The sequence below is a fragment of the Janthinobacterium sp. ROICE36 genome (genome assembly GCF_002869965.1).
Lineage (GTDB): Bacteria > Pseudomonadota > Gammaproteobacteria > Burkholderiales > Burkholderiaceae_D > Janthinobacterium.
On the sequence record NZ_PEBS01000027.1, the window covers coordinates 20,425 to 43,643 of the forward strand.

Below are 23,219 nucleotides of genomic sequence, written 5' to 3' on the forward strand. Positions count from 1 at the left end.
GGAAAGCTAAGCTTTCCGGGCTCTTTCAGTTTTTAGCCGGGAGCAGATGCAATCAGCTTAGAACTTGTAGGAACCGCTCAGGTAGAACTGGCGGCCCAGGGCACTCGAGTACGATGGGTTGTAGCCCACTTGATGCGAACCCGTGTTGCGCAGGGTGAACGGCGGACTGCGATCGAACAGGTTCAGGATGCCGCCCGTGATTTCCACATTCTTCAGTGGACGGTAAGCCGTCTGGAAGTCGAAGGTGGTATAGCTCGGTACTTCCAGCTGGATGCCATAGCATTCGCCAGGGCTGCCGGCCACGATCACGGCGCAATCGTCAACCGTCTGTTCCTTGTCCGTGTAGCCATTGCGGTAGCTGGCGCTCAGCGTATGCGTGAACTTGGTTGTTTCAAACGTGCTGGTGGCGCGGATGATGTTGCGGAAGCTGACTTTGTCGTTCGAACCGTAACGATTCAGGCTGGTTTCCCATTGATCATCGGTGCCCGGCGTCGTGTAGCGCGAACGCAGCAGGTAGGTACCCATCAGGCGAGTCGTCAGGCGGCCGTCCAGCAGCTTCATCTTGTGGGTGAAGTCGTAGTCGATACCGCGGTTTTCCACCTTGCCGATGTTGATAGGCAGCAGTTTGATGGCCAGCACGTCGAGGCCCGTCGAGCTGATGTGCTTGGTGGTGAACAGGTTGGCGTACTTGGCTGGATTGTTGAAGATCAAGCTTTCAGATACCGACGTTACCTGGTCGCGGATTTCCACGTTCCACAGGTCGAACGACATGGACAGGCTCTTGATCGGCTCGAATACGGTGCCGATGCTCCACTGCTTCGACGTCTCCGGCTTCAGATCCGGATTGCCGCCCTGGAAGGCTTCAAACTGCTGGCGTCCCACGCCGCTGCAGTAACCGGCCAGCGGGTGGCCGCCCATACCGTTCGCTGCCGTCAGTGGACATTGGTAGTTACCGCCTGTGACACCCCAGTCTTCCAGTGGACCGGCGATTTCCTGCATGCTGGCGGCGCGGAAACCGGTACCGGCTGCGGCGCGGAACATCAGGCTCTTGGTCGCGGAATACTTGCCGCTGACTTTCCAGGTGGTGGCGTTTTCCTTCTTGCCTACCGTCTTGCCCGTCAACTTGTCATCGATGGCGCCAATCTGGTCATAACGCAGCGAGCCCGTCATTTCCAGCTTCTTCGAGATCGGCAGCATCAGCTCGGCGTATGCGCCTGCATTGTCGCGTGCGTATTCGCTGTCGACTTGTTGATTGTCAAACAGGATTTGTGCTTGTCTGGCGACGTCTGCCTGTTGCATCTTGTACGAGGTGTTGCGGAAGTCGGCGCCCACGCCCAGCATGGCGGTGCCGCCCGGCAGCGAGAACACGGGACGCGATGCGCGGCCGTCGACGCCCTTCATTTCCACGGTTTGCGTGTTGTAGGTGCCGCTGAAACCCGTGCCCATCAGTGCCTGGCGCATGGCGTCAGGCATGGAGCCCACCGGGTAGGCGAATGGGTCGATATTGCCGGCGTCGATCTGGGCGTTGAACTTGTCGGACAGCGGGAAGCCGCTGACGTAGTCCTGCGTTTGCTTGTTTTTCGAGTATGTCACGGCCGTATTGATATCCCAGCCGAATGCACTGCCTTCCACGCCACCGACGAGGTGGGTGGCCTTGGTGCCGTAGTCGTACACGCGGTTGCCCATTTCGGACAGGCGATATTTGGCGACGCCGCTCACGGCATTGGCCAGTTGCGATGGGCTCAACTGCGAGGCCAGGTACTTGCTGAACAGTGGCGAATTCGGGGAAATGGAGAAATCGGCCGGGTATGGTGCGATACTGGCCTTGATGCGCGCTTCGGTATAGGCGAAGTCATAGAAACCCTGCCAGCCGGTCTTGCCCAGCTTGACGGTACCCGAACTGAACAGCGAGTCGCGCTTCGATTCCGGATTGATTTCAATGGTTGACGGCGAGTCGAAATAGCAATTGCCATCGCCGTAGAAGTCCATATTGCTAGGCGCGCACTTGCCGCCATTGGCCAGTGCATACGGATTGGCGAGGTTGACGCTGTCGACAAATGGTTTGTTGGTTTCTGGGTTGATCACCACATTGCCGTTCGCATCGGTACGGTTGTAGTTGACGCTGGCATTGGCTGGCGCCGAGCGCGAGGAACCGTTGATGAATTGCAGCGCCTTGCCGGTCTTCGGATCGTTGAAATTGATGATGCCGCTTTTTGCGAAGCTGCGCTGCGCTGCTTTCAGCGATTTTTGTTCGTCATGGCTGGCCGACACGAAAATGCTGTAGCCGTCTTCGTCGATGTCGCCGAAGCCCTTGCTGATCGAAACCGAGTTGCTGGCGCCGCCTTTTTCCTCTGGACGCGAGTACTTGGCATTGATTTCCAGCGGCGATGCGCCTTTTTTCAGGATGAAGTTGACCACCCCGGCGATGGCGTCAGCGCCGTACAAGGCCGACGCGCCGTCCGTCAGCACTTCGACGCGCTCGATAGCGGCCAGTGGAATCGAGTTCAGGTCGATGGTGGTGCCGGAATTGGATGGCGCAAGACGGCGGCCGTTCAGTAGCACCAGCGTATAGGCTGCGCCAATATCGTGGATCGACGCCGTGGTGACGCCACCGCCGCCGCCGCCCACCGAATCGGCGGCCACGGAGAAGCCCTGCATCGCAGGAATTTGCTGGATGAAATCGGTGACCGTGGTGACGCCGGTTTTCTTGATGTCTTTCTGATTGAACGACTGCACGGGCAGCGACGCTTCGGAAGCGATACGCTTGATGCTCGAACCCGTGACTTCCACGCGTTGCATGGTGCCATCTGTTGTTTCTTGCGCATACGCGGCGTGCATGCTCAGGGCCATGCCGCCTGCAAACATCAGGCGCAGCGACCGCGATATTACATTTTCTATCATCATCTGAAATTCCTTGTTATTGTGATAAAGGCGGCAATTATTTTGAGATAACTTGTTGCTTGCCAACAATTTATTTTCCTTTTTGAACATCCACCAATGAAAATTCTGTAAATTTTCAGGGCCTTCATCAAAACATTCATGATTCAGATTGTCAATTTCGTGCGGATTTTTTGGACGAAATGCAACATTTTGCTATTTTTTTTGCATTGCTTCAGGAATAAAGTATCGTGAGCCCTTGTCAGACGTGCTCAGATGGGTAAAATAAAACGGCGCACATCATCGCTGATGGCGCCGCTTTTCTGTTGCTGGCACGCTGTTGCCAGCGCTGCCTGTGTTATCTATCGACCTGAAAATTCCCCTTAAAACGTATAGCTGCCACGCAAGTAGTAGGCGCGCCCGAGCGGGTCCGTGTAGCGCGGGTCATAGCCTTTCTGGAATAGGGTGCCCTGGTTCGAGAACGGCGGTTCCTTGTCCAGCAGGTTTTTCACGCCGGCCGTCAGCAGCATGCCTTTCCACGCATAGCTGCCCGACACGTTCAGCAGGCTGTAGGAGGGCACATCGTGGCGGTATTGCGGATCGACCTGGTTCTGGTCCGTGTAGCCGGACTTGAACGATTGCGACACGGTGGCGCCCCAGTTGCCCATGCGCCAGTTCAACGCCGCCGTATGTTTCCAGCGGAACACGGGATTGTTGTCCGCATAGCGGCCCACGTTGGCGATGAATTCGCCGCCGCGCTCGTTCTGGTAGTCATACTTGTGGGTCCAGGTGCCGTCGACCGACACGCTGAAATCGCCATACGCGCCACGGCCCAGGCGCGCATTCAGGCTGACGTCGATGCCGTCGGTTTTCACTTCGCCGAGGTTGTCGTTCAAGTCCAGGATGGCGAAAGGCGAACCGTCGGGATTGCGCAGGAACAAGGCCTTGTATTTTTCGTAGTTGCCGTAGATCGACTGTTCGGGCAACGATGAAATCTTGTCCTTCAGATGGATGTTCCAGTAATCGATGGCGACGGTGACTTCCTTGACTGGTTCGAGTACGAGGCCGAAGGCGAAGGTGGTAGATTTTTCCGGTTTCAGCTTTTCATTGCCGCCTTGCAGCTTGAATTGCTGCAAGTCGCAATCGCGCAGGGGATTGGCGCCCGGCTGCGGCACGCCACCTGGGCAGAGGATGGGATCGTCGTAGGAATCGTTGGTATCGTTCTTCGACGGAGGCGCATTCTTTTCAAACAGGGTGGGAGCGCGGAAGCCCGTGCTGGCCGAGCCGCGCAGCACCAGCGAGCTGCTGGCCTGGTAGCGCAGGGCCAGCTTGGGATTGGTGGTGCTGCCCACATCGCTGTAATGGTCGAAGCGGGCGGCCAGCTGCACTTCCAGATCCTTGATTAATGGCAAGTTGACTTCGCCGAAGACGGCCTGGATCGTGCGTGAGCCGCTCTTCGAGAGCGAGCCGGACAAGCCGGAACTGGTAGCCTGACTGGCGATATCGCGGTTGACATTGAAGTCGGCTTTTTCACGCCGCAGTTCACCGCCCAGTGCGATCGCCAGCGGGCCGCCGGCCAGTTGCATCAGTTCGCGGCTGCCCTTGATGTCGAAGCCCGTGGTGGTGACTTTGGCGTTCTGCACTTCGCCGCGCAGGGCCGTGCTGTCGAGGTAGGTCTTGCCGGCCGTGTCTTGCATGCCGAACGGGTTCAGTATGCCATTGAGCACACCGGCTGCAAACGACGCATCCTGCACATAGCCGCCCGTAAATTTTTCCGACGACTTGCTGATGGCGTGGCTCAGGCCCGTTTTGTAGTCCCAGCCCGCCAGTTCGCCTTCGAGGGCCAGCACCAGGCGGTCCGCCTTGCCAGTGGAATCGATCTGCCGCTGGCCCGCTTCGACGGGGCGCCAGTTGACGCTCAGAGGCTGGCCGGACAGGCCCGGCTGGGCCGGCACGCCGCCCGCATTGCCCGGATAGTATTTGCTTGTATTGGGCAAGATCAAGCCTATTTGTGGCGGTGGCGCAGTGCGCGCCTTGACCTTGTTTTCCGAATGCAGATATTCCACGGTGGCCAAGTGGCCGCCGCCCAGCTTGAAGGCGCCCTTGCCGAAGAATGCCATTTGCTCCTGTGCCGGCAGGTCGTCGATCTGCCGCGTGTAATCCTGGCGACAGGTGCCGTTGGCCGCCGCCACGGACAGGGGCGGGTTGCAGCCGGTGGCCGCATACGGATTGCCGGCCAGGCCCTTGCCGCCGTTGGCTGCGGCATCGAAGTAGTTGCCGGGGAAAGTGGTGCCGCTGGTGAGCGACAGGCCGCGCGAGGGGACGATGCCCGTTGCCGAGAAGGCGCGGTCTTGCGAGGTCAGTACATTCTGCTTGTGGTAATCGACCACGCCAAAAATATTGTAGCCGTCCGTATCGAGCTTGCCGAAGCCCGTCGACAGGTTGATGCGGTGTTCGCCAGCCCCCTTGTGCTCGGGCGCGACGACTTCGGCGGTGATATTCGTGACGTTGACGGAGCGCTTGGTGATGAAGTTGATGACGCCGCCGATGGCGTCCGTGCCGTAGATGGCCGAGGCGCCGTCGCGCAGCACTTCGACGCGCTCCAGGGCGGCGATGGGAATGATGTTCAGGTCGACGCTGGCGCCGTCATACGGATGGTTGGCGATGCGCCGGCCATTGAGCAGCACCAGGGTCTTGTCGCCGCCCAGGCCGCGCAAGTCGGCGCTGGCCTGGCCGCCCGTGGGCAAGCCGCTGGTATTGCCGCCGACGGCATTGCCGCTGCCCATGCTGGAGGAATTCGAGGGTATCTTGCTGAGCACTTCCTGGGCCGTGGTCAGGCCCTGCTTGGCAAAGTCTTCGGCCTTGAAGATGGAGAGAGGGGTGGCTGTTTCCGAAACCAGCCGCTTGATGGAAGAACCGGTGACTTCGACCCGCTGCATGGCGGGCGTGCCGGCTGCGTCGGTATCCTGCGCCATGGCCGCATGGCCATACGCGCCGAGCAAGGCGGCGCACAGCAGGCGTAAGGTAGGGGAGGGACTGCGGGTTTGCGTCATCTGACACTCCTGTGGCGTGGGTTTGGCCAAGTGGCTTGCAAGGGAGTTTTACAGGTGCGCAGCAGATAAGGTTTGCGCTGGCGCAATATGCGTGCGGATGAGTGACCTGGCGCCACAGTCACGGACGAAAAAAGGCGGTGATTGCTCACCGCCTTGCGTCAGGATACAGCTGTCAGCTTAGAAGAACTTGTAGCTGGCGCCCAGTTTGAAGTAGCGGCCGATGGCGCCACTGGCATCCATCGGGTTGTAGCTCATGCCGCCGTAGGTCAGCGGGTCGAGCGGCGCGATCTTGTCGGTCACGTTGTTGATCGAAGCAAATAATTGCAACTGTTTGTTGACGTTCCAACGGCTCGACAGGTCGAGCGTGGTGAACGAGGCGAGCTTGCAACCGTTCGGCGCCGCGCTGCCATCGGCCAGCTTGGAAGCGCACGGCTTGCCTTCAAACAGAATGTTTTTCATGTCCGAGCGGTAGTTCAGCACGCCGCTGACGTTCCAGTTGCCCAGGTCCCACGAGCCGGTGAGATTGATCTTGTCCTTTGGCGTGCCGGCGCAGTTGGAGGTGTCGCAATTGCCATGCGTACCGGCGAACTGGTAGCTCACGGTGGACGACTCGGCCCGCACCCATGAGGCGATGTGGGTCCAGGTCAGGCCGAACGTGGCGCGGCCGTAGTCGCCCAGGCGCACGCGCTGTTTGATGTCCAGGTCGATCCCCTTGATCTCCGTAAAGCTGGAGTTGCGGTACGGCGCCTTGGTGATCAGCAAGGTGCCCGTGTTCGGCGTGACGACGCCATTGATGGTCAGATTGTTGTCGGCGCGGATGGCGGTCGGCAGGGCGGCCGCTTCGTTGTACGGCAGCGGATTGATCTCGTTTTCACGCTTGATCTTCCAGCCATCGAGCGACAGACTGGTATCGTTGAACGGATCCCACACCAGGCCCAAGGTGTAGCCCTTGGATTTTTCCGGCTTGAGGCTAGGGTCGCCGATCTTGACGGCCGCCACTTGCAGTTCGCAGTCGCTGGCATTGGCGCCCGGCAGGCGGGTGCCGCCCGGGCAGCGCACGGGATCGCTCACCGTCGAGGTGCCCGTCGATTGCGAGTTGGCATTGCTTTCGGCCGGTCCTGGAGCACGGAAGCCTTCCGAATACGTGCCGCGCACGGCGAAGGTTTTCAGTGGCGTCCACTTGGCGCCCAGTTTCGGTGTGGTCGACGAGAAACGGTCGTATTTGTCGTAACGCAAGGCGCCCGACAGTTCAACCGTCTTGAAGACGGGCGCCAGCACTTCCAGGAATACGGCCGAGACCTTGCTGTCGCCCTTGGCGGCGACATAGCTGGAGTTGATGGAGCCGTTTTCCGTGCCCGACAGCGAAGGATTGTCGAGCTTGTCGCGGCGGTGTTCCGCGCCGACGGCCAGGCCCAAGGCGCCACCGGGCAATTGCATCAGCTCGCGCGACGCCTTGAAGTCGATGATGTCGAGCTTGGTGGTGGAATCGGAGGTGGCGTTGGTCACCATGGCCGCGTACAGCGAGGCCGGATTCTTGTTCGCCTGCGCGCCGATGTAGTATGGGAAATACTTGCTATTCGGATTGCCCAGGGCATCCTTGACGACGGCCATGTTGAGCATGTTGCTGTAATCGAGGTGCAGCTTCGATTCCGAATGCGTATAGCCGGCATCGTAGTCCCAGCCCATGGCGTTGCCCTTGACGCCGAGCACGATGCGGTTGAACTCATTGTTGGCCTGGCGCGTGCTGGCGCCCACGTCGAAGGCCTGGTAGCGCACGCGCACCGGTACGCCATACGGATTTTGCGGGTGGCCAGCAGCCAGCACGATGGTGGTGCCGGCGCCGGAGCCGTAGTTGACGACGCCAGTCGGACTGGCGGCATTCGGCGGGAAGGCAATGGTCGGCGTGATGGACGGTGGTATCAGGGTAAAGGCCGTATCGCGCTTCGAATAGCCCGCTTCCGCGTACACCTGGGTATCGGCATTGACTTGCCAGGTGCCGCGCGTGTACAGGTTGATCGATTCGATCTTCGGCTGCATCGAGCGGAACTGGTCGTGGTGCCACAGACAGCCACCTTTCGGATCTTGCGGTGAAGACACGGACAAGGTGGAGCAGCCGGGCAGGGAGACATAGTTGTTGGTGACGGGGTCGCGGATCAGGCCCGCTGGTGAGGCATTCGCATCGTTGTTGCCGTTGATGTAACCGCCGGCGAACTGGGTGTTGATCGCATAGCCATACGGACGCAGGTCAGCCTTGCCTATCCATTTGCGACCGGAGCGCTCGTTGTTCATCAGCATGTCCGATTTGCTGTATTCGGCATTGACGACGACGTTGAATTTATCCGTATCCAGGTTGCCCTTGCCAAAGGTCAGCGAGGCACGGTGCTGCTTGGCGTCGCTGTCGCCGGAGATGCCCGTGTCGCCCTTCAGGGTCAGGCCTTCGAAGTCCTTGCGCAGGATGATGTTGACGACGCCGGCGATGGCGTCCGCGCCGTAGGTCGACGAAGCGCCATCCTTGAGGATTTCGATGCGTTCGACGATCTGCATCGGCACGGTGGACAGGTCGGTAAAGCTTTTCTGACCATCGTCAGCGCGCGCGAACGGCGCCATGCGGCGGCCATTGAGCAAGACCAGGGTCGAGGTGGCGCCTAGGCCGCGCAGCGAGATGGCAGTCGAACCGGCAGCAAAACCGTTGCCGAAACCCGTTGGCAGGGAGCCGGCGCCATCGGCGGTGAGGGTTTGCAGGTATTCGGCGACGGTGGCCTTGCCCGATTTCATCAAGTCGTCGCGGGTGATGACCTGTACCGGTGATGCGGTCTCGGCCGTGGCCCGTTTGATGCTCGAGCCTGTAATTTCCACACGTTGCACATTGGCGTCTTGCGCCATTGCCGGCGCAGCCATCATGCCTAGGCTGAGCGCTGCTACGCTACCCGAAAAAATCAGGCGTACGGAGCGGGACATCACTGTTTCCATCATCATTCTCAGAACTCCGAAAGTAAGCTCGGCTGGCCGTCGTGCGGCACAGCTTTGCCAGGGTGATAAAGATTGCTGCGTCGGCAATCGCTGTGGATAAGGAGGCATTTTTATAAGGTGCCGTCATCGATAAGATCATTTTCCGAGAAACCTTGTCAACGCGTACGTATGCTCTTTCAGCATGGAAACAACAGTGTTTTTATAATGTGAATATGTTTCAATATTTGCAATTATTTTAATGTTGCACTGCGATGCGTATTTTCCGTACTGTCATAAAAACAGTTGTCATTGGCGGCCGTAAGGGTTACCGCCAGGTGGATTTCTCATGGCATCCTCTTGCCTATGCTGCGCTGCGGAAAATTCTTCCCTCGAGGCAGGCGAGCGTGGCTGCACGTCACGCCAGTGCTGCGGCTTTTCTCCCGGCGAACAAAATATGCGTTATCGTTACGCCTTTTTCCAGCTCGTCTGTACGCGGGCAGGCTGGCGACAAACAAGGCACAGATCTTGCGAGGATGGACTGGTTTTGGCGGTGGAATCCTGTATCCCAGGGGGAAGCCAGTACAAGCGCACCAATACGGTGCGACAGATAATCGAGATGAAGGGTATTACATGAAGTCACCATGGATGCGGCGCGTGGCGCTGCTCGCCTGCCTGGCCACCCTGCCGCTGGCGGCCGTTGCCGCCGATGCCGCCCCTGCCGCCGCGGCCGCGCCGGTGAAAACCTTGCGCTATATCCTGCCGGCTGCCGAGACGGGCTTCGATCCGGCTACCGCGCGCGACCTGTATTCGAACCACATCACGCAGGCCGTCTTCGACACCCTGTACACGTATGACTACCTGGCGCGCCCCGTGAAGGTGGTGCCGGGCGCCGCCGCCGCCATGCCGGAAGTATCAAGCGACGGCAAGACTTACACCATCCGCCTGAAAAAAGGCATTTTGTTTACGCCCGACGCCGCGTTCGGCGGCAAGCGCCGCGAACTGACGATGGCCGATTACGTGTATTCGTGGAAGCGATTGTTCGACCCGCGCCTGGCCTCGCCGCACAGCTGGCTGTTCGAAGGCAAGGTAGTGGGCCTGGACGAGCTGGCCAAGGAAGCGGCCAAGACGAACAAACTCGATTTCAACAAGAAGGTGGCGGGCCTGGAAATCCTTGACCCGTACACCTTGCGCATCACGCTGACCAAGACCGATTTCAACTTTCCCATGATCCTCGCCTACGTGCCGACGGCCGCCGTGGCGCGCGAAGTGGTGGAAAAATACGGCGACGTGAAGGGCGAAGTGGGCTCGAATCCCGTCGGTACCGGCTACTACACGCTCGGTGAGTGGACGCGCGGCAACCGCATCGTCTTGAACCGCAACCCGCAGCACTTGCCCGAGACGTGGAATTTCATGGCCGGCGACGACCCGGATGATCAGCGCATCGTGCGCCAGATGCAGGGCAAGCGCATTCCCGCCATCGACCGCATTGAAATTTCCGTGATGATCGAAGACCAGTCGCGCTGGCTGTCGTTCCAGAGCGGCGGCACGGACGTGTTCTGGCTCGACGGCCCGCTGGCGCCAAAAGCGCTGCTCAACGGCAAGCTGCGTCCCGAGCTGGCGGAGAAGGGCGTGCAACTGTCGCGCCTGCTGGACCCGGAAATCAGCTATTACTACTGGAATATGCAAGACCCGACCCTGGGTGGCTTCAGCAAGGAAAAGATCGCCCTGCGCCGCGCCATTGCCATGGCGCACAATATCGATGAAGAAATCCGCATCATCTGGAATGGCCAAGCCAAGCGCCTCGACTATCCGATACCGCCCGGTGTCGTCGGCTACGATCCGCACTACAAATCCCTGCTGCAATACGATCCCGTGCTGGCGAATAAACTGCTGGATAAATTCGGCTACAAGAAGGGCGCCGATGGCTGGCGTACTTTGCCAGATGGCAAGCCGCTCTTGATCCGCTACGCTTCGCGCAATGAGGCGAACGGCGTGCTGCAGGCGGAAATGTGGCGCAAGACGTACAACTCGCTGGGCATCCGCATGGAAAACGACCGCATGATCTTTTCCGACATTTTAAAGACGGAAAAACAGTGCAAGATGCAGACGCGCACGGCGCCGTGGCTGGCCGACTATCCGGACGGCGACAATTTCATGCAGCTGTTCTACGGCCCGAACACGCACCAGAACAACAATGGCTGCTACCAGGACCCGGAATACGATAAATGGTACGCGGCCAGCCAGGCCATGCCGGCCAGCCCCGAGCGCGATGAGCTGTTCCACAAGATGGCGCGCCGCCTGGAAGTGAATGCGGGCGCCCTGATCGGCTATGCGCGCTACCGCAACATGCTGGCGCAAAAGACGGTGCAAGGCTACAAGAAGCACCCGATCCTGTTCCAGGAGTGGGCGTATATGGATATCGACAGCACGGGCACGCCAGTGGCGCCTGCTGCTGACTCGGCTAAAAAATAAGCGCAGCTTATAAAAACAAGGAATCATTATGTTTGCTTATATCCTGCGCCGCCTGTGGCAGATGCTGCCTACCATGCTGGGCGTCGTCCTGCTGGTGTTTATCCTGTTCAACTGGGTAGGCGGCGATCCCGCGTATATTTTGGCCGGCAAGATGTCGAGTGCGGAAAGCATCGCCAACATCCGCCGCCAGCTCGGCGTCGACCAGCCGTATTATGTGCAACTGTGGATCTTCATCAAGCAGATCGTCACGTTTGACTTCGGCCAGAGCTGGGCGACGGGGGAATCCGTGTCGCACATCATCACCTCGCGCCTGGGGCCGTCGATGATGGTCTTGATTCCGCTGACCGTGCTGGAGACCTTCTTTGGCGTCGCGCTGGCGCTGGCCATCGCCTTCGTGCGCGGTTCGCTGACGGACCGCATGGTGATGATCGCCTGCACGGTGGGCATGTCGATTTCCATCCTCGTCTACATCATCGTCTTCCAGTACGGCTTCGCCTACAAGCTGGGCCTGTTCCCCGTGCAGGGCTGGGGCGACAGCTTCTGGGAAAACCTGCTGCGCTATTCGACCCTGCCGATTTTGATCGGCCTGGCCGTCTCCATCGCGCCGACCCTGCGCCTGTTCCGCACTTTCGTGCTGGACGAGGCGAACCAGGATTACGTGCGCACGGCGCGCGCCAAGGGTCTCAAGGAAGGCCGCATCATGTGGGTGCACGTGCTGCGCAACGCCGGCATTCCCATCATTACCTATGTGATGTCGAACTTGCCGGCCCTGCTGATCGGCGCTTTCCTGCTGGAACGCTTTTTCGGCATCCCCGGCATCGGGCGTGAAGTGATTTTGGCCGTCGAGCGCAGCGACTTTCCGGTGATCAAGGCGATCACCGTGTATGTTGCCGCCGCCACCATGCTCTTCAACCTGCTCACCGACCTGCTGTACCAGGCGGTCGATCCTCGCGTACAACTGAAGTAGAAAGAGACGATGTCGAAACCTCATACATCGCCCGGCCTGTGGGCCCTGGCGTGGCGCCGTTTGCGCGGCGACAAGATTGCAATGGTATCGCTGGCCGTGGTCGGCGCCTTTTTCCTGCTGGTGCTGGCGTCCGCCAGCGGCCTGGTGGCCTCGAACTGGGAAGACGAAGTGGCCGTCAGCTATGCGCCGCCCACGTTTGTGGGCGCCGACAAGGATGTCGCCGCCGATGGCGCGATGCCCGTGACGGACGAGCGCAGCGCGCCCACACCCGTCAACGTGCTCGATCCGCTGGCCGACGATATCGCCGAACTGCGCGCGCAGATGGGTAGTAACCCATCGGCTGGCGTCGAGATGTACGGCGTCACCGACCCGCTGGCCGACGACTTGACGGCCTTGCGCGCCGGCATGGGCAAGACGAAAAAATTGATCGCGCACAAGGCGGCAACCCTGCCGTTCGGCGCCGACAAGTGGGGCCACGATATCGTCCAGAAAACCATCAAGGGCGGCGAAACGTCGATCGTCGTGGGCCTGGTGGCAGCCTTGCTGGCCGTGGTCCTGGGCACCTTGTTTGGCGCCGTGTCCGGCTACTTCGGCGGCATGGTCGATGATTTCTTCAACTGGTTCTACAGCATTTTTACGTCGATTCCATCGATCCTGATGATTCTCACTGTGGCGGCCGTGCTGCAGCAAAAGGGCGTGCTGACCATCGTGCTGATCCTGGGCTTGACGGGCTGGACGGGGCCATACCGTTTGATCCGCGCCGAATACATCAAGCACAAGGCGCGCGAATACGTGATGGCGGCCGACGCCATCGGCGCCTCGCACTGGCGCAAGATGTTTTCCCACATCTTCCCCAACGTCAGCCACGTGGCGCTGGTGCAAATGTCGATTCTGGTGGTGGGCTTCATCAAGGCCGAAGTGATTCTGAGTTTCCTCGGCTTTGGCGTGCCGGTGGGCACCGTCTCGTGGGGCAGCATGCTCAACGAGGCGCAAAATGAACTGATCCTGGGCAAATGGTGGCAGCTGACCGCCGCCGCCACGGCGATGGCCGTGCTGGTGACGGCGTTCTCGCTGTTTACTGATGCCTTGCGCGATGCGCTCGACCCCAAAGTGAAATAGGAGTTGCTCATGGACCAGAATAACCTGTTGGAAGTGCGCGATTTGCGCGTCACCTTCCGCCTGGACAAGAAGACCACGTTCGAAGCCGTCAAGGGCATCTCGTTCAACGTGCCGCGCAACAGCACCGTCGCCCTGGTGGGCGAATCGGGCAGCGGCAAGTCCGTCAGCTCGCTGGCCGTGATGGGCTTGTTGCCGCCAGATAACACCATCATCGATCCTGCTTCCAGCATCCATTTCGGCGGGCGCGATTTGCTGCAATTGTCGATCGCCGAGCGGCGCACCATGTGCGGCAAGGATATCTCGATGATCTTCCAGGAGCCGATGTCGTCCCTGAACCCCGTGTTTACGGTGGGTTTCCAGATTGCCGAAGTGTTACGCCAGCACATGGGCATGAACCGCAAGCAGGCGCGCGCGCGCACGCTGGCGCTGCTCGAAGAAGTGGGCATTCCCGATCCCGCCACCAAGATCGACGCCTACCCGAGCCAGATGTCGGGCGGCCAGCAGCAGCGCGTGATGATCGCCATGGCGATCGCTTGCGAACCGAAACTGTTGATCGCCGACGAACCGACGACGGCGCTGGACGTGACGATCCAGAAGCAAATCATGGACTTGATCGCGGCGCTGCAAAAGAAGCATCAAATGTCCGTGCTGTTCATTACCCACGACCTGGGCCTGGTGGGAGAAATTGCCGATCAGGTGATCGTCATGCGCCACGGCGAGGTGCGCGAGACGGGGGAAGTGCGCCAGGTATTTGAGGCGCCGACCGACGCTTATACAAAAGCCCTGCTGCATTGCCGCCCGTCCTTGGACCAGCGCCCGTGGCGCTTGCCCGTGATTGCCGACTATATGGAAGGCAAGGCCGGCCCCGGCGTGGAAGTCAAGCAGCGCACGCGCGGCTATACGCCGGGCGACGAGCCCGTGCTGGTGGTGAATAATCTGAGTAAAAGCTTTTACACGCGTGTCGGCCTGTTCGGCAAGCGCGAGTTCCAGGCCGTCAAGGATGTGTCATTCACTTTACCGCGCGGCAAAACGTTGGGCGTGGTGGGCGAATCCGGCTCCGGCAAGACGACGGTGGGCTTGACCCTGCTGCGCCTGCACCAGGCGACGGGCGGCACGGCCATGTTCCACGGCAAAGATTTAATTTCCATGCCGAACAAGGAATACCTGCCGTACAAACGCCGCATCCAGATCATCTTCCAGAATCCATACGCCTCGCTGAACCCCCGCTTTACGGTGGGGCAGATTTTGCTCGAACCGATGCGCATCCACAAGATCGGCGTGAACGACCAGGAACGCATCGCCAAGGCCTACTGGCTGCTCGACAAGGTGGGGCTGCCGGAACAGGCTTTCCACCGCTATCCGCATGAGTTTTCCGGCGGCCAGCGTCAGCGCATCGCGATTGCCCGCTGCCTCACCATGCAGCCGGAAATCCTCGTCTGCGACGAATCCGTGTCGGCGCTGGACGTCTCGGTGCAGGCGCAGGTATTGAACCTGCTGCAGGATTTGCAGGATGAATTCGGATTGTCGTACATCTTCATCTCGCACGATTTGTCCGTCGTCAAATACATCGCCGACCAGGTGATGGTGATGCACAAGGGGCAAGTGGTGGAGCTGGCCGATTCGGATGAGCTGTACCACAATCCCGTGCATCCATACACGCGCACCTTGCTCAGCGCCATCCCGAAAGGCGTCCAGGCTTAAATTCACTTTTACGGTAAGATAGTGCCCATGCCCAACCTCATTTACCTGCTCGAACATTACGGTGTCCTGATTGTCTTCGGCATCGTGTTGGTGGAGCAGCTCGGCCTGCCGATTCCCGCCTTTCCCATCCTCGTAGTGGCGGGGGCGCTGGCCGTCGATGGCGACATGAATGGGGGGCTGGTGCTGGCCGCTGCGCTGGGCGCCTGCCTGATCAGCGACTTCACGTGGTTCCGCGCGGGCAGGCATTTCGGCAAGCGCATCCTGCGGCTGCTGTGCCGCATCTCGCTGTCGCCCGATTACTGCGTCAGCCAGACGGAAGACAAATTCAAGCGCTGGGGGCCGAAAGCCCTGATCGTCTCCAAGTTTGTGCCTGGATTCAATACCGTGGCCGCGCCCATGTCGGGCGCGCTGGGCACGCCGCCGGGCCTGTTCTTCCTGTACGCAGGCCTGGGCGCCTTGCTGTGGAGTGGCACGGGCATCGTCGTCGGCGTGATCTTTCACGCCAGCGTGCAACAGGTGCTCGACTTGCTCAGCACCATGGGCAGCACGGCCTTGCTGATGCTGGCCGCCTTGCTGGGCTTGTTCCTGCTGTACAAATTCCTTGAACGCCGGCGTTTCCGCCAGGCCTTGCAAATCGAGCGTATCGGCATCGATGAATTGCTCGAACTCATAGAGCAGGGCGAGCAGCCGCTGATGGTCGATGCGCGCAGCGCCACGGCGCAGGCGCTTGAACCTGCCGTGCCGGGCGCCTTGTTCTTCAATGGCAAGGAAGCCGTGCCCGCCATGATTGCCATGGACAAGGACCGCCACATCATCGTGTATTGCAGCTGTCCCAACGACGTGACGGCCGCCCAAGTGGCCAAGCTGCTGCACCAGCACGGCTTTCATCGCGCCAAGCCCCTGCATGGCGGCCTCGATGCGTGGAATGCCGCCTACCGCTCCGACCAGTCGGCGCCTGCCAGCCTGCTGGGCGAAGGCTTGCCATCCTGATTTGCGCTGCCTCTGGCACGCCAGCTTGCCAGTAAAAACCGGCCGTAAAAACCGGTAGTAATAATACGAAAACACCTTTGCGGCGCCACCGGGATGGCAGCGCCACGCCTGCAGCGCCGCGTACAAAGCGTCTTTGCGCAAACTCCGGCATACTCTGTTTTCAAGGCGATTCCTGCTGCTGTGCAGCATGCTTTTCGCGCGCCTGTTGAGTGCAAGTACTTACTATAAATCATTATTCCTAAGCAATTTTGGCACTGCCTGTTGCATTTGGAGTGGAACTACCAATAAAGGCTAGATTTGATGTACTTAAACTACAAACTTTGCTTGCCTCCGGGCGCCTTCATCCTTTAAGCTTGGCGTCCCATGCGTCCCACTTCATCATTTAAAATCATGAGCGCTTCGTCTTCCCCCGTACTGCCGACTTCCGCCTTTGCCGATGGACCGCGCCTGCTGGCCGACGTGGGCGGCACCAATGCCCGTTTCGCCCTGGAAGTGGCCGCCGGCCACATTACCTTGGTGGAAGTGCTGCCCTGTGCCGATTACCCGAGCCTGTCTGCCGCCCTGCAAGCCTACCTGGCCCTGCCGCACATCGCTGCCGCCGGCGGGCAAGCCGTGCGCCATGCCATGATCGCCATTGCCAATCCCGTCGACGGCGATTTCCTCAGCATGACGAACCACCACTGGTCGTTCTCGATCCGCGCCATGCGCGAAGAGTGCGGTTTCACGACCCTGGACGTGGTCAACGATTTCACGGCCCTGGCGCGCGCCTTGCCGCAGCTGTCGAGCGAGCAAAAGCACCAGGTGGGCGCGGGCACGGCCCGCCCGAACACGGCCATCGGCCTGATTGGCGCCGGCACGGGCCTGGGCGTGTCGGGCCTGATTCCGTCGCACGGCGGCTGGATCGCCCTGCAAAGCGAAGGCGGCCACGTCAGCTTCGCGCCGTTCAATGAAGTGGAAGTGAGCATTTTGCAATTCGCCTGGCGCGAATACGAGCACGTTTCGGCCGAGCGCCTGATTTCGGGCGATGGCCTGGAACTGATCTACCGCGCCCTGGCCGACCGCGCGGGCGTGCCGGCAGAAGACTTGCCGGCGGCGGAAATCACGCGCCGCGCGCTGGCCGGGGAATCCCAGCTGTGCGACGACGTCATCGAAGCGTTCTGCTGCATGCTGGGCACGGTGGCGGGCAACGTCGCCGTCACCCTGGGCGCGCTAGGCGGTATTTATATCGGCGGCGGCATCGTGCCGCGCCTCGGGCCGCGCTTCGACCGCTCCGGTTTCCGCGCCCGCTTCGAGCGCAAGGGCCGCTTCGCCAATTATGTGTCGCAAGTGCCGACTTTTGTCATCACGGCGCAGTATCCAGCTTTCCTGGGCGCATCGGCCATTCTCTCGGAGAAACTCGCCTCCCTGTGATGCGGGGTGCGGGCGATGTGTCGCGCCAGGGCCGGGTAAAACGCGTGTTTTACCCGGTTTTGCGCTTTTCCGCTTTTTATCAGGTACAATTGGCATCGTTGGATGAAACGACGACAGTCGCTCTCCTGTCTGGCTGCTTGCTCGCCACGGGAAAAGCTGCTGCTCCGCAGTTCGTTTCATTGCTGGTTATTTAAGGCCAGCACCATGGATGACAGGACTTTCACTGCATCCGCTTCAGTCCCGCTTTGCGCGCATCGGCCAAGGCGTCGGAAAAACAGCCTCAATTAGTAACCCAGCACGGCGTCATCAGTGATGTCTGCCATCTGTTACGTTGAAATGTACGTTTTTGATTTCTTTCTCTGCATACGAATTGCAACACACATCCGCACAGAATTGCTATGAATACAATTGAGGCTAAAAAAGTCCTCGAAACCGCGTTGCTGTGCGCTCGTGAGTCGCTGACGATCCACAGCCTGAAAAAGCTGTTCGTCGATGCGGACGAGGGCGTGCGCGGTGTCGGCGTCGGTGCCGACACGATCAAGCAATTGTTGGAAGAATTGCGGCAGGAATGGGATGGGCGCGGCATCGAGATCGTCAGTCTGGCCTCGGGCTGGCGCTTTCAAAGCCGCCCGGAAATGAAGATGTATCTGGATCGCATGACGCCCGAGCGGCCGCCCAAGTACTCGCGGGCGACCCTGGAAACCCTGGCCATCATCGCCTACCGCCAGCCGGTGACGCGCGGCGATATCGAGGAAATTCGCGGCGTTGCCGTCAATTCGCAGACGATCAAGATGCTGGAAGACCGTGGCTGGGTCGATGCCATCGGCTACCGCGACGTGGTGGGGCGGCCGGCCTTGCTGGCCACCACCAAGCAGTTTTTGGATGACCTGGGTTTGCATTCGCTGTCCCAGCTGCCGCCTTTGCAGCAAATCAGTGAAATGCAGGGCAATGGGCTCGAAGCCCTGGAAGCGGCCCTGCAGGAAAATTTTGACAAGGCAAGCAATGAGCTTGCCCCCCAGCTTGGTGCAGGTAGCAATACGGCTGTGACAGATGTGACAGCAAGCCTTGATGCCGGCCCCGATACTTCGCCCATGGACGAAGCCTACACTCACGACCCTGCGCCAGAACTAACGGTTGACGCTGCGCCAGGTCAGCACAGCCAAGAAACGAAGAATGAATAATCCGAACACACCCGAGACAGTAACCGCCAGCGACGAAGCCATCGTTGCCAAGCCCAAGCGCCGCACCAAGGCCCAGATCGAAGCTGACGCAGTGGCTGCAACTGCGGTTGCCGGCGACAGCGTCGCTGCCAAGCCGAAGCGCCGCACGAAAGCCGACGTGGCCGCCGACGCGCCCGTCGCTGCCGCTGGCGATTCTGCCGCAAAAGCTGCTCCAGCCATTAAGAAAACCCGCGCCAAGCCAGCCCTGAAGGCCGTGGCCGACGCCGCAGAAGCGGCTGCCGAGGCGGTTGCTGAAGTTGTCAGCGCCCCGGCCCCGCGTCCGCCGCGCGCCCGCGCCGCCGCCAAGGCCGCTGCCGCCGTCGCTGAAACGGCGCCGGAAGTCGTCGCTGACAAGCCGGCCGAAGCACGCCCGACGCGCGGTCCGCGTCAGATGCGTGGCGTGCAAGCGGAACGCGCGCTGCGCCAGCCGCCGCGCGCCGAAGCGCCGCAAGCCGCCGAAGCAGTGGCAGCAGCGCCTGCCGCAGAGCAAGCTGCCGCGCCTGTCGCCGATGTGTTCGATGCCGAAGGCAACCTCGTGTCCGGCCCGCGCCTGCCGCGCGGTCCGCGCAACGACGTGCCGGGCGCTGGCAAAAATGCCGGCAAGAGCCGTAAAAAGGGCAAGGGCCGCCAGGCTGCGCCCGGTAAGCTCAGCGACGCCGACGCCGTGTTCTCGTTTGTTACCTCCGACGCGTTCGACAGCGAAGAAGGCGGCACAGGCCGCGTGCAAAAAGTGGCCGTGCGCCGCGACCTGACGTCCGACGACGACGCGCCAAAGCTGCACAAGGTGCTGGCCGAAGCGGGTCTCGGTTCGCGCCGCGACATGGAAGACCTGATCATGTCGGGCCGCGTGTCCGTGAATGGCGAGCCAGCCCACATCGGCCAGCGCATTCTGCCAAGCGACCACGTGCGCATCAATGGCAAGTTGATCCAGCGCCGCGTCAGCAAGAAGCCGCCAAGAGTGTTGGTGTATCACAAACCGGCCGGCGAAATCGTCAGCCACAACGACCCGGATGGCCGTCCATCCGTATTTGACCGCTTGCCGACCATGAAGGCGGGCAAGTGGCTGGCCGTTGGTCGTCTCGACTTCAACACGGAAGGCTTGCTGCTGTTTACCACCTCCGGTGACCTGGCCAACCGCCTGATGCACCCACGCTACGGCATCGACCGCGAATACGCCGTGCGTACCCTGGGCGAGCTGGAAGAAGGCATGCGCCAGAAGCTGCTGGCCGGCGTCGAGCTGGAAGACGGCCTGGCGCAGTTCTCGAAGATCGCCGATGGCGGCGGCGAAGGCATCAACAAGTGGTACCGCGTGGTGATCGGCGAAGGCCGTAACCGCGAAGTGCGCCGCATGTTCGAAGCCATCGGCCTGACCGTTTCGCGCCTGATCCGTACCCGTTACGGCGCCATGACCTTGCCAAGCGGCTTGAAGCGCGGCCGTTGGGAAGAAATGGAAGAAAATACCGTGCGCGATCTGTTGACCGCCTACGGTATCGAAAAGAAAATGCCGGCATCGGGCGACCCCCGTGCCGCTGGTGCCGCCAAGGGCCGCGAAGCGCGCAAGGTCGAACGCAAGGACCGCGATGACGAGCCGAATGGCAACCGCATCGATGTGAGCAACCGCAACGCCGATCCCTTCCCCGTGGCGCCGCGCCGTGGTCAGCCGCAAGGCCAGTTTGCGCGTCCGCAAGGCCAGGGTCGTCCAGGTGGCACCGGTCGTCCAGGCGAAGCGCGTGGTCCGGGCCGTGGTCAGCCGCAAGGTCCGTTCCAGGGTGGCCAGCCGCGCTCGTCGGCATCGTTCGAAGGCGCGCCGCAAGGCCAGGGCCGTCCGCCGCGTGCGGCAGGGCAGGGCCAGGGGCGTCCGGCCGGTGCTGAAGGTCGCGCGCCGCAGCGCGGTCCGCGCCAGCCCGATCCGCTGCAAACGACCTTTGGCTTCGCCAACACGGGTCCGCGCCGCAATGCGGGCGGTGCCGGTGGGCAAGCGCGTTCCGGTGGTCAGCCGCGTGGCGGCATGGACCGTGGCGGCATGGATGGCATGCCGCGCCGTCGCAGCAAAGGTTAATTCAGGGAATTTCTTCTTGCGCGCCCGATAATCTGCTGCGGGCGTGCGCTCTTGTAACTGTTGTAAGCCGGGCTGCTCCTTGTGTGCGGCATTGCGGCGAAGTTAATAAGAGGTTATAATCTGCAGCCTAATAAAAGTTCTCCGCAGGGTTGTTTGGCGGGAAGTGCTTATCTGGTTGGGGAAATACAGAAAGATGGGCAGATGCCCATTTTTTTTTTGTTGAACCGTTTGTCATGGCTCCGCAAGGGGCCATATATGACTTGAATGCGTGTTTTTGCATGTTGTCGGCGCTCTATATGGCGCTGTCATGCCGAAAACGGGCCTTATTTCTGGAGAATTTCTTGCAGCAGTTGGGATTAATTGAAAAGACAGTTATAGGTCTGGGCTATGAGCTCGTTGATGTCGAACGTGCCGAGCGCGGGCTGCTGCGCGTCTTTATTGATTTCAGCGCCGCCGATGCCGCTGAAAAAGGTCCGATCACGGTCGAAGACTGTGCCGCGGTGAGTCACCAGTTATCGCATGTGTTGACGGTAGAGAATGTTCCTTACGAGCGTCTCGAGATTTCTTCCCCGGGTCTGGACCGTCCGGTGCGCAAGCTGGAAGACTTTGTCCGTTTCGCAGGCCAGGAAATCATCGTCAAGCTGACTGTGGCGATGCCGGGTACGAACAACCGGAAATCGTTCCAGGGGCTCTTGCAAGAACCCGTGGGCGATAAATTGTCGTTGGAATTTGAAGGTAAGGATGGTCCGGCGATGTTGGAGTTTACGCTCGCCGATGTGGATAAGGCACGCTTGGTGCCGCAGGTGGTTTTTAAGGGACGCAAAGCATGAGCCGCGAAGTTTTATTATTGGTTGACGCGCTGGCGCGCGAAAAAAACGTCGATAAAGATGTCGTCTTCGGCGCCCTGGAATTCGCGTTGGCGCAAGCCACGAAGAAACGGTATGAGGGTGAGGTAGACATCCGCGTTTCGATCGACCGCGAAACGGGCGAATTCGAATCGTTCCGCCGCTGGCACGTGGTGCCCGATGAAGCGGGCCTGCAATTGCCGGATCAGGAGATCCTGCATTTCGAAGCAAAAGAACAGATTTCCGATATCGAAATCGATGACCACATCGAAGAACCGATCGAATCCGTTGAGTTCGGCCGCCGTTTCGCCCAGGATACCAAACAGGTCGTCCTGCAGCGCGTGCGTGACGCCGAACGTGAACAGATCCTGGTCGATTTCCTGGAACGCGGCGATTCGCTCGTCACCGGCACCATCAAGCGCATGGAACGTGGCGACGCCATCGTTGAATCGGGCAAGATCGAAGCGCGTCTGCCACGCGACCAGATGATCCCGAAAGAGAATCTGCGTATCGGCGACCGTGTCCGTGCTTTCATCTTGCGCATCGACCGCAATATGCGCGGCCCGCAAGTGATTCTGTCGCGCACCGCACCAGAATTCATCATGAAGCTGTTCGAACTGGAAGTGCCGGAAATCGAGCAAGGCATGCTGGAAATCAAATCCGCAGCCCGCGATGCCGGCGTGCGCGCCAAGATTGCCGTCTACACGGCCGACAAGCGCATCGACCCGATCGGTACTTGCGTCGGCATGCGCGGTTCGCGCGTGCAGGCTGTCACCGGCGAACTCGGTGGCGAACGTGTCGACATCGTGCTGTGGTCGGAAGATCCGGCGCAGTTCGTCATCGGCGCCCTGGCGCCGGCGAACGTGTCGTCGATCATGGTCGATGAAGAAAAACACGCGATGGATGTCGTCGTGGACGAAGAAAACCTGGCAATCGCGATCGGCCGTTCCGGCCAGAACGTGCGCCTGGCCTCGGACCTGACCGGCTGGAAGATCAACATCATGACGGCCGAAGAATCGGCTGACAAAGCTGCCCAGGAAACGGCTGCCGTGCGCATCCTGTTCATGGAAAAGCTCGATGTCGACCAGGAAGTGGCCGATATTCTGGTAGAAGAAGGTTTCGCCAGTCTGGAAGAAATCGCTTACGTGCCAATTTCCGAAATGCTGGAAATCGAATCGTTTGACGAAGATACCGTCAATGAACTCCGTACCCGTGCGCGTGATGCGCTCGTGACCGAAGCGATTGCTTCGGAAGAGGGTCTGGAAGGCATGGACGAGGCGTTAGTGGGTCTGGAAGGCATGGACCGCATTACCGCCGGCAAGCTGGGTCTGGCTGGTATCAAGACCGTTGAAGCATTTGCAGCACTGGCATACGACGAATTTGGCGCAATCCTGGCCTTGTCTGCGGACCGTGCGCGTGAACTGATTACAAGTGAATTTAAAGATGTGACCGACGATGAGATGAAGTTGGTTGACTCGAAATATGACGATCGTGCCAAGGCGTTGCAAGCCAAGGCATGGAGTCTGGCCGAATCCGCAAAGGCTTAATTTGAGTATC

13 protein-coding genes are annotated in these 23,219 nt (G+C 60.2%); 10 read left to right on the plus strand and 3 right to left on the minus strand.

Annotation, left to right across the window (positions count from 1 at the left end):
- Nucleotides 1–57: 57 nt before the first annotated feature.
- From CSZ94_RS13065 to CSZ94_RS13075, 3 genes are all read right to left on the minus strand, one after another.
- A complete protein-coding gene (locus CSZ94_RS13065; RefSeq protein WP_180977455.1) occupies nucleotides 58–2,904 on the minus strand; it encodes a TonB-dependent receptor in 2,847 nt (948 codons plus the stop codon).
- Nucleotides 2,905–3,260: 356 nt separating this feature from the next.
- Nucleotides 3,261–5,930: a TonB-dependent receptor gene (locus CSZ94_RS13070; protein WP_102121896.1), complete on the minus strand. Its 2,670-nt coding sequence runs from the start codon at nucleotides 5,928–5,930 to the stop codon at nucleotides 3,261–3,263.
- Between the two features lie 177 nt (nucleotides 5,931–6,107).
- Entirely contained in the window at nucleotides 6,108–8,888 is a 2,781-nt protein-coding gene (locus CSZ94_RS13075) for a TonB-dependent receptor (protein WP_102121897.1), read from the minus strand.
- A gap of 621 nt (nucleotides 8,889–9,509) precedes the next feature.
- Between CSZ94_RS13075 and CSZ94_RS13080 the strand changes: the two genes are divergently transcribed.
- The 10 genes from CSZ94_RS13080 (at nucleotide 9,510) to nusA (ending at nucleotide 23,209) form a co-directional block, all read left to right on the plus strand.
- Nucleotides 9,510–11,351, plus strand: coding sequence for an ABC transporter substrate-binding protein (locus CSZ94_RS13080; RefSeq protein WP_258000960.1), 1,842 nt, complete (start codon nucleotides 9,510–9,512; stop codon nucleotides 11,349–11,351).
- 28 nt (nucleotides 11,352–11,379) lie between these two features.
- Nucleotides 11,380–12,318: an ABC transporter permease gene (locus tag CSZ94_RS13085; RefSeq protein WP_070219240.1), complete on the plus strand. Its 939-nt coding sequence runs from the start codon at nucleotides 11,380–11,382 to the stop codon at nucleotides 12,316–12,318.
- A gap of 9 nt (nucleotides 12,319–12,327) precedes the next feature.
- A complete protein-coding gene (locus tag CSZ94_RS13090; RefSeq protein ID WP_102121899.1) occupies nucleotides 12,328–13,437 on the plus strand; it encodes an ABC transporter permease in 1,110 nt (369 codons plus the stop codon).
- 9 nt (nucleotides 13,438–13,446) lie between these two features.
- Nucleotides 13,447–15,138 (plus strand): ABC transporter ATP-binding protein, encoded by a 1,692-nt coding sequence (locus tag CSZ94_RS13095; protein WP_102121900.1) that lies wholly within the window; start codon nucleotides 13,447–13,449, stop codon nucleotides 15,136–15,138.
- A gap of 27 nt (nucleotides 15,139–15,165) precedes the next feature.
- Nucleotides 15,166–16,128 carry a VTT domain-containing protein gene (locus CSZ94_RS13100; RefSeq protein ID WP_102121901.1) on the plus strand — a complete coding sequence of 321 codons (963 nt, stop codon included), beginning with the start codon at nucleotides 15,166–15,168 and terminating at the stop codon, nucleotides 16,126–16,128.
- A 390-nt stretch (nucleotides 16,129–16,518) separates the two neighbouring features.
- Nucleotides 16,519–17,538, plus strand: a complete 1,020-nt coding sequence (locus CSZ94_RS13105) for a glucokinase (RefSeq protein ID WP_102121902.1) — start codon at nucleotides 16,519–16,521, stop codon at nucleotides 17,536–17,538.
- 398 nt (nucleotides 17,539–17,936) lie between these two features.
- The gene (gene scpB, locus CSZ94_RS13110) at nucleotides 17,937–18,719 is read left to right on the plus strand and encodes an SMC-Scp complex subunit ScpB (RefSeq protein ID WP_102121903.1); all 783 of its coding nucleotides are present in this window, start codon (nucleotides 17,937–17,939) and stop codon (nucleotides 18,717–18,719) included.
- Entirely contained in the window at nucleotides 18,712–20,817 is a 2,106-nt protein-coding gene (gene rluB / locus CSZ94_RS13115) for a 23S rRNA pseudouridine(2605) synthase RluB (RefSeq protein ID WP_102121904.1), read from the plus strand. The genes scpB and rluB overlap by 8 nt, the downstream gene beginning before the upstream one ends.
- 341 nt (nucleotides 20,818–21,158) lie before the next feature.
- On the plus strand, nucleotides 21,159–21,647 hold the full coding sequence (gene rimP, locus CSZ94_RS13120) for a ribosome maturation factor RimP (protein ID WP_102121925.1): 489 nt from the start codon (nucleotides 21,159–21,161) through the stop codon (nucleotides 21,645–21,647).
- Complete coding sequence (nusA, locus tag CSZ94_RS13125; RefSeq protein ID WP_102121905.1) at nucleotides 21,644–23,209, plus strand: transcription termination factor NusA; 1,566 nt, start codon at nucleotides 21,644–21,646, stop codon at nucleotides 23,207–23,209. Before rimP ends, nusA begins: the two co-directional genes overlap by 4 nt.
- The last annotated feature ends 10 nt before the right edge of the window (nucleotides 23,210–23,219 follow it).

Excerpts from the sequence above, each read along its gene's own strand:
- CSZ94_RS13065 (WP_180977455.1), bottom strand. The coding sequence starts at position 2,904 with ATGATGATAGAAAATGTAATATCGCGGTCGCTGCGCCTGATGTTTGCA.
- CSZ94_RS13070 (WP_102121896.1), bottom strand. The coding sequence starts at position 5,930 with ATGACGCAAACCCGCAGTCCCTCCCCTACCTTACGCCTGCTGTGCGCC.
- CSZ94_RS13075 (WP_102121897.1), bottom strand. The coding sequence starts at position 8,888 with ATGTCCCGCTCCGTACGCCTGATTTTTTCGGGTAGCGTAGCAGCGCTC.
- CSZ94_RS13080 (WP_258000960.1), top strand. The coding sequence starts at position 9,510 with ATGAAGTCACCATGGATGCGGCGCGTGGCGCTGCTCGCCTGCCTGGCC.
- CSZ94_RS13085 (WP_070219240.1), top strand. The coding sequence starts at position 11,380 with ATGTTTGCTTATATCCTGCGCCGCCTGTGGCAGATGCTGCCTACCATG.
- CSZ94_RS13090 (WP_102121899.1), top strand. The coding sequence starts at position 12,328 with ATGTCGAAACCTCATACATCGCCCGGCCTGTGGGCCCTGGCGTGGCGC.
- CSZ94_RS13095 (WP_102121900.1), top strand. The coding sequence starts at position 13,447 with ATGGACCAGAATAACCTGTTGGAAGTGCGCGATTTGCGCGTCACCTTC.
- CSZ94_RS13100 (WP_102121901.1), top strand. The coding sequence starts at position 15,166 with ATGCCCAACCTCATTTACCTGCTCGAACATTACGGTGTCCTGATTGTC.
- CSZ94_RS13105 (WP_102121902.1), top strand. The coding sequence starts at position 16,519 with ATGAGCGCTTCGTCTTCCCCCGTACTGCCGACTTCCGCCTTTGCCGAT.
- scpB (WP_102121903.1), top strand. The coding sequence starts at position 17,937 with ATGAATACAATTGAGGCTAAAAAAGTCCTCGAAACCGCGTTGCTGTGC.
- rluB (WP_102121904.1), top strand. The coding sequence starts at position 18,712 with ATGAATAATCCGAACACACCCGAGACAGTAACCGCCAGCGACGAAGCC.
- nusA (WP_102121905.1), top strand. The coding sequence starts at position 21,644 with ATGAGCCGCGAAGTTTTATTATTGGTTGACGCGCTGGCGCGCGAAAAA.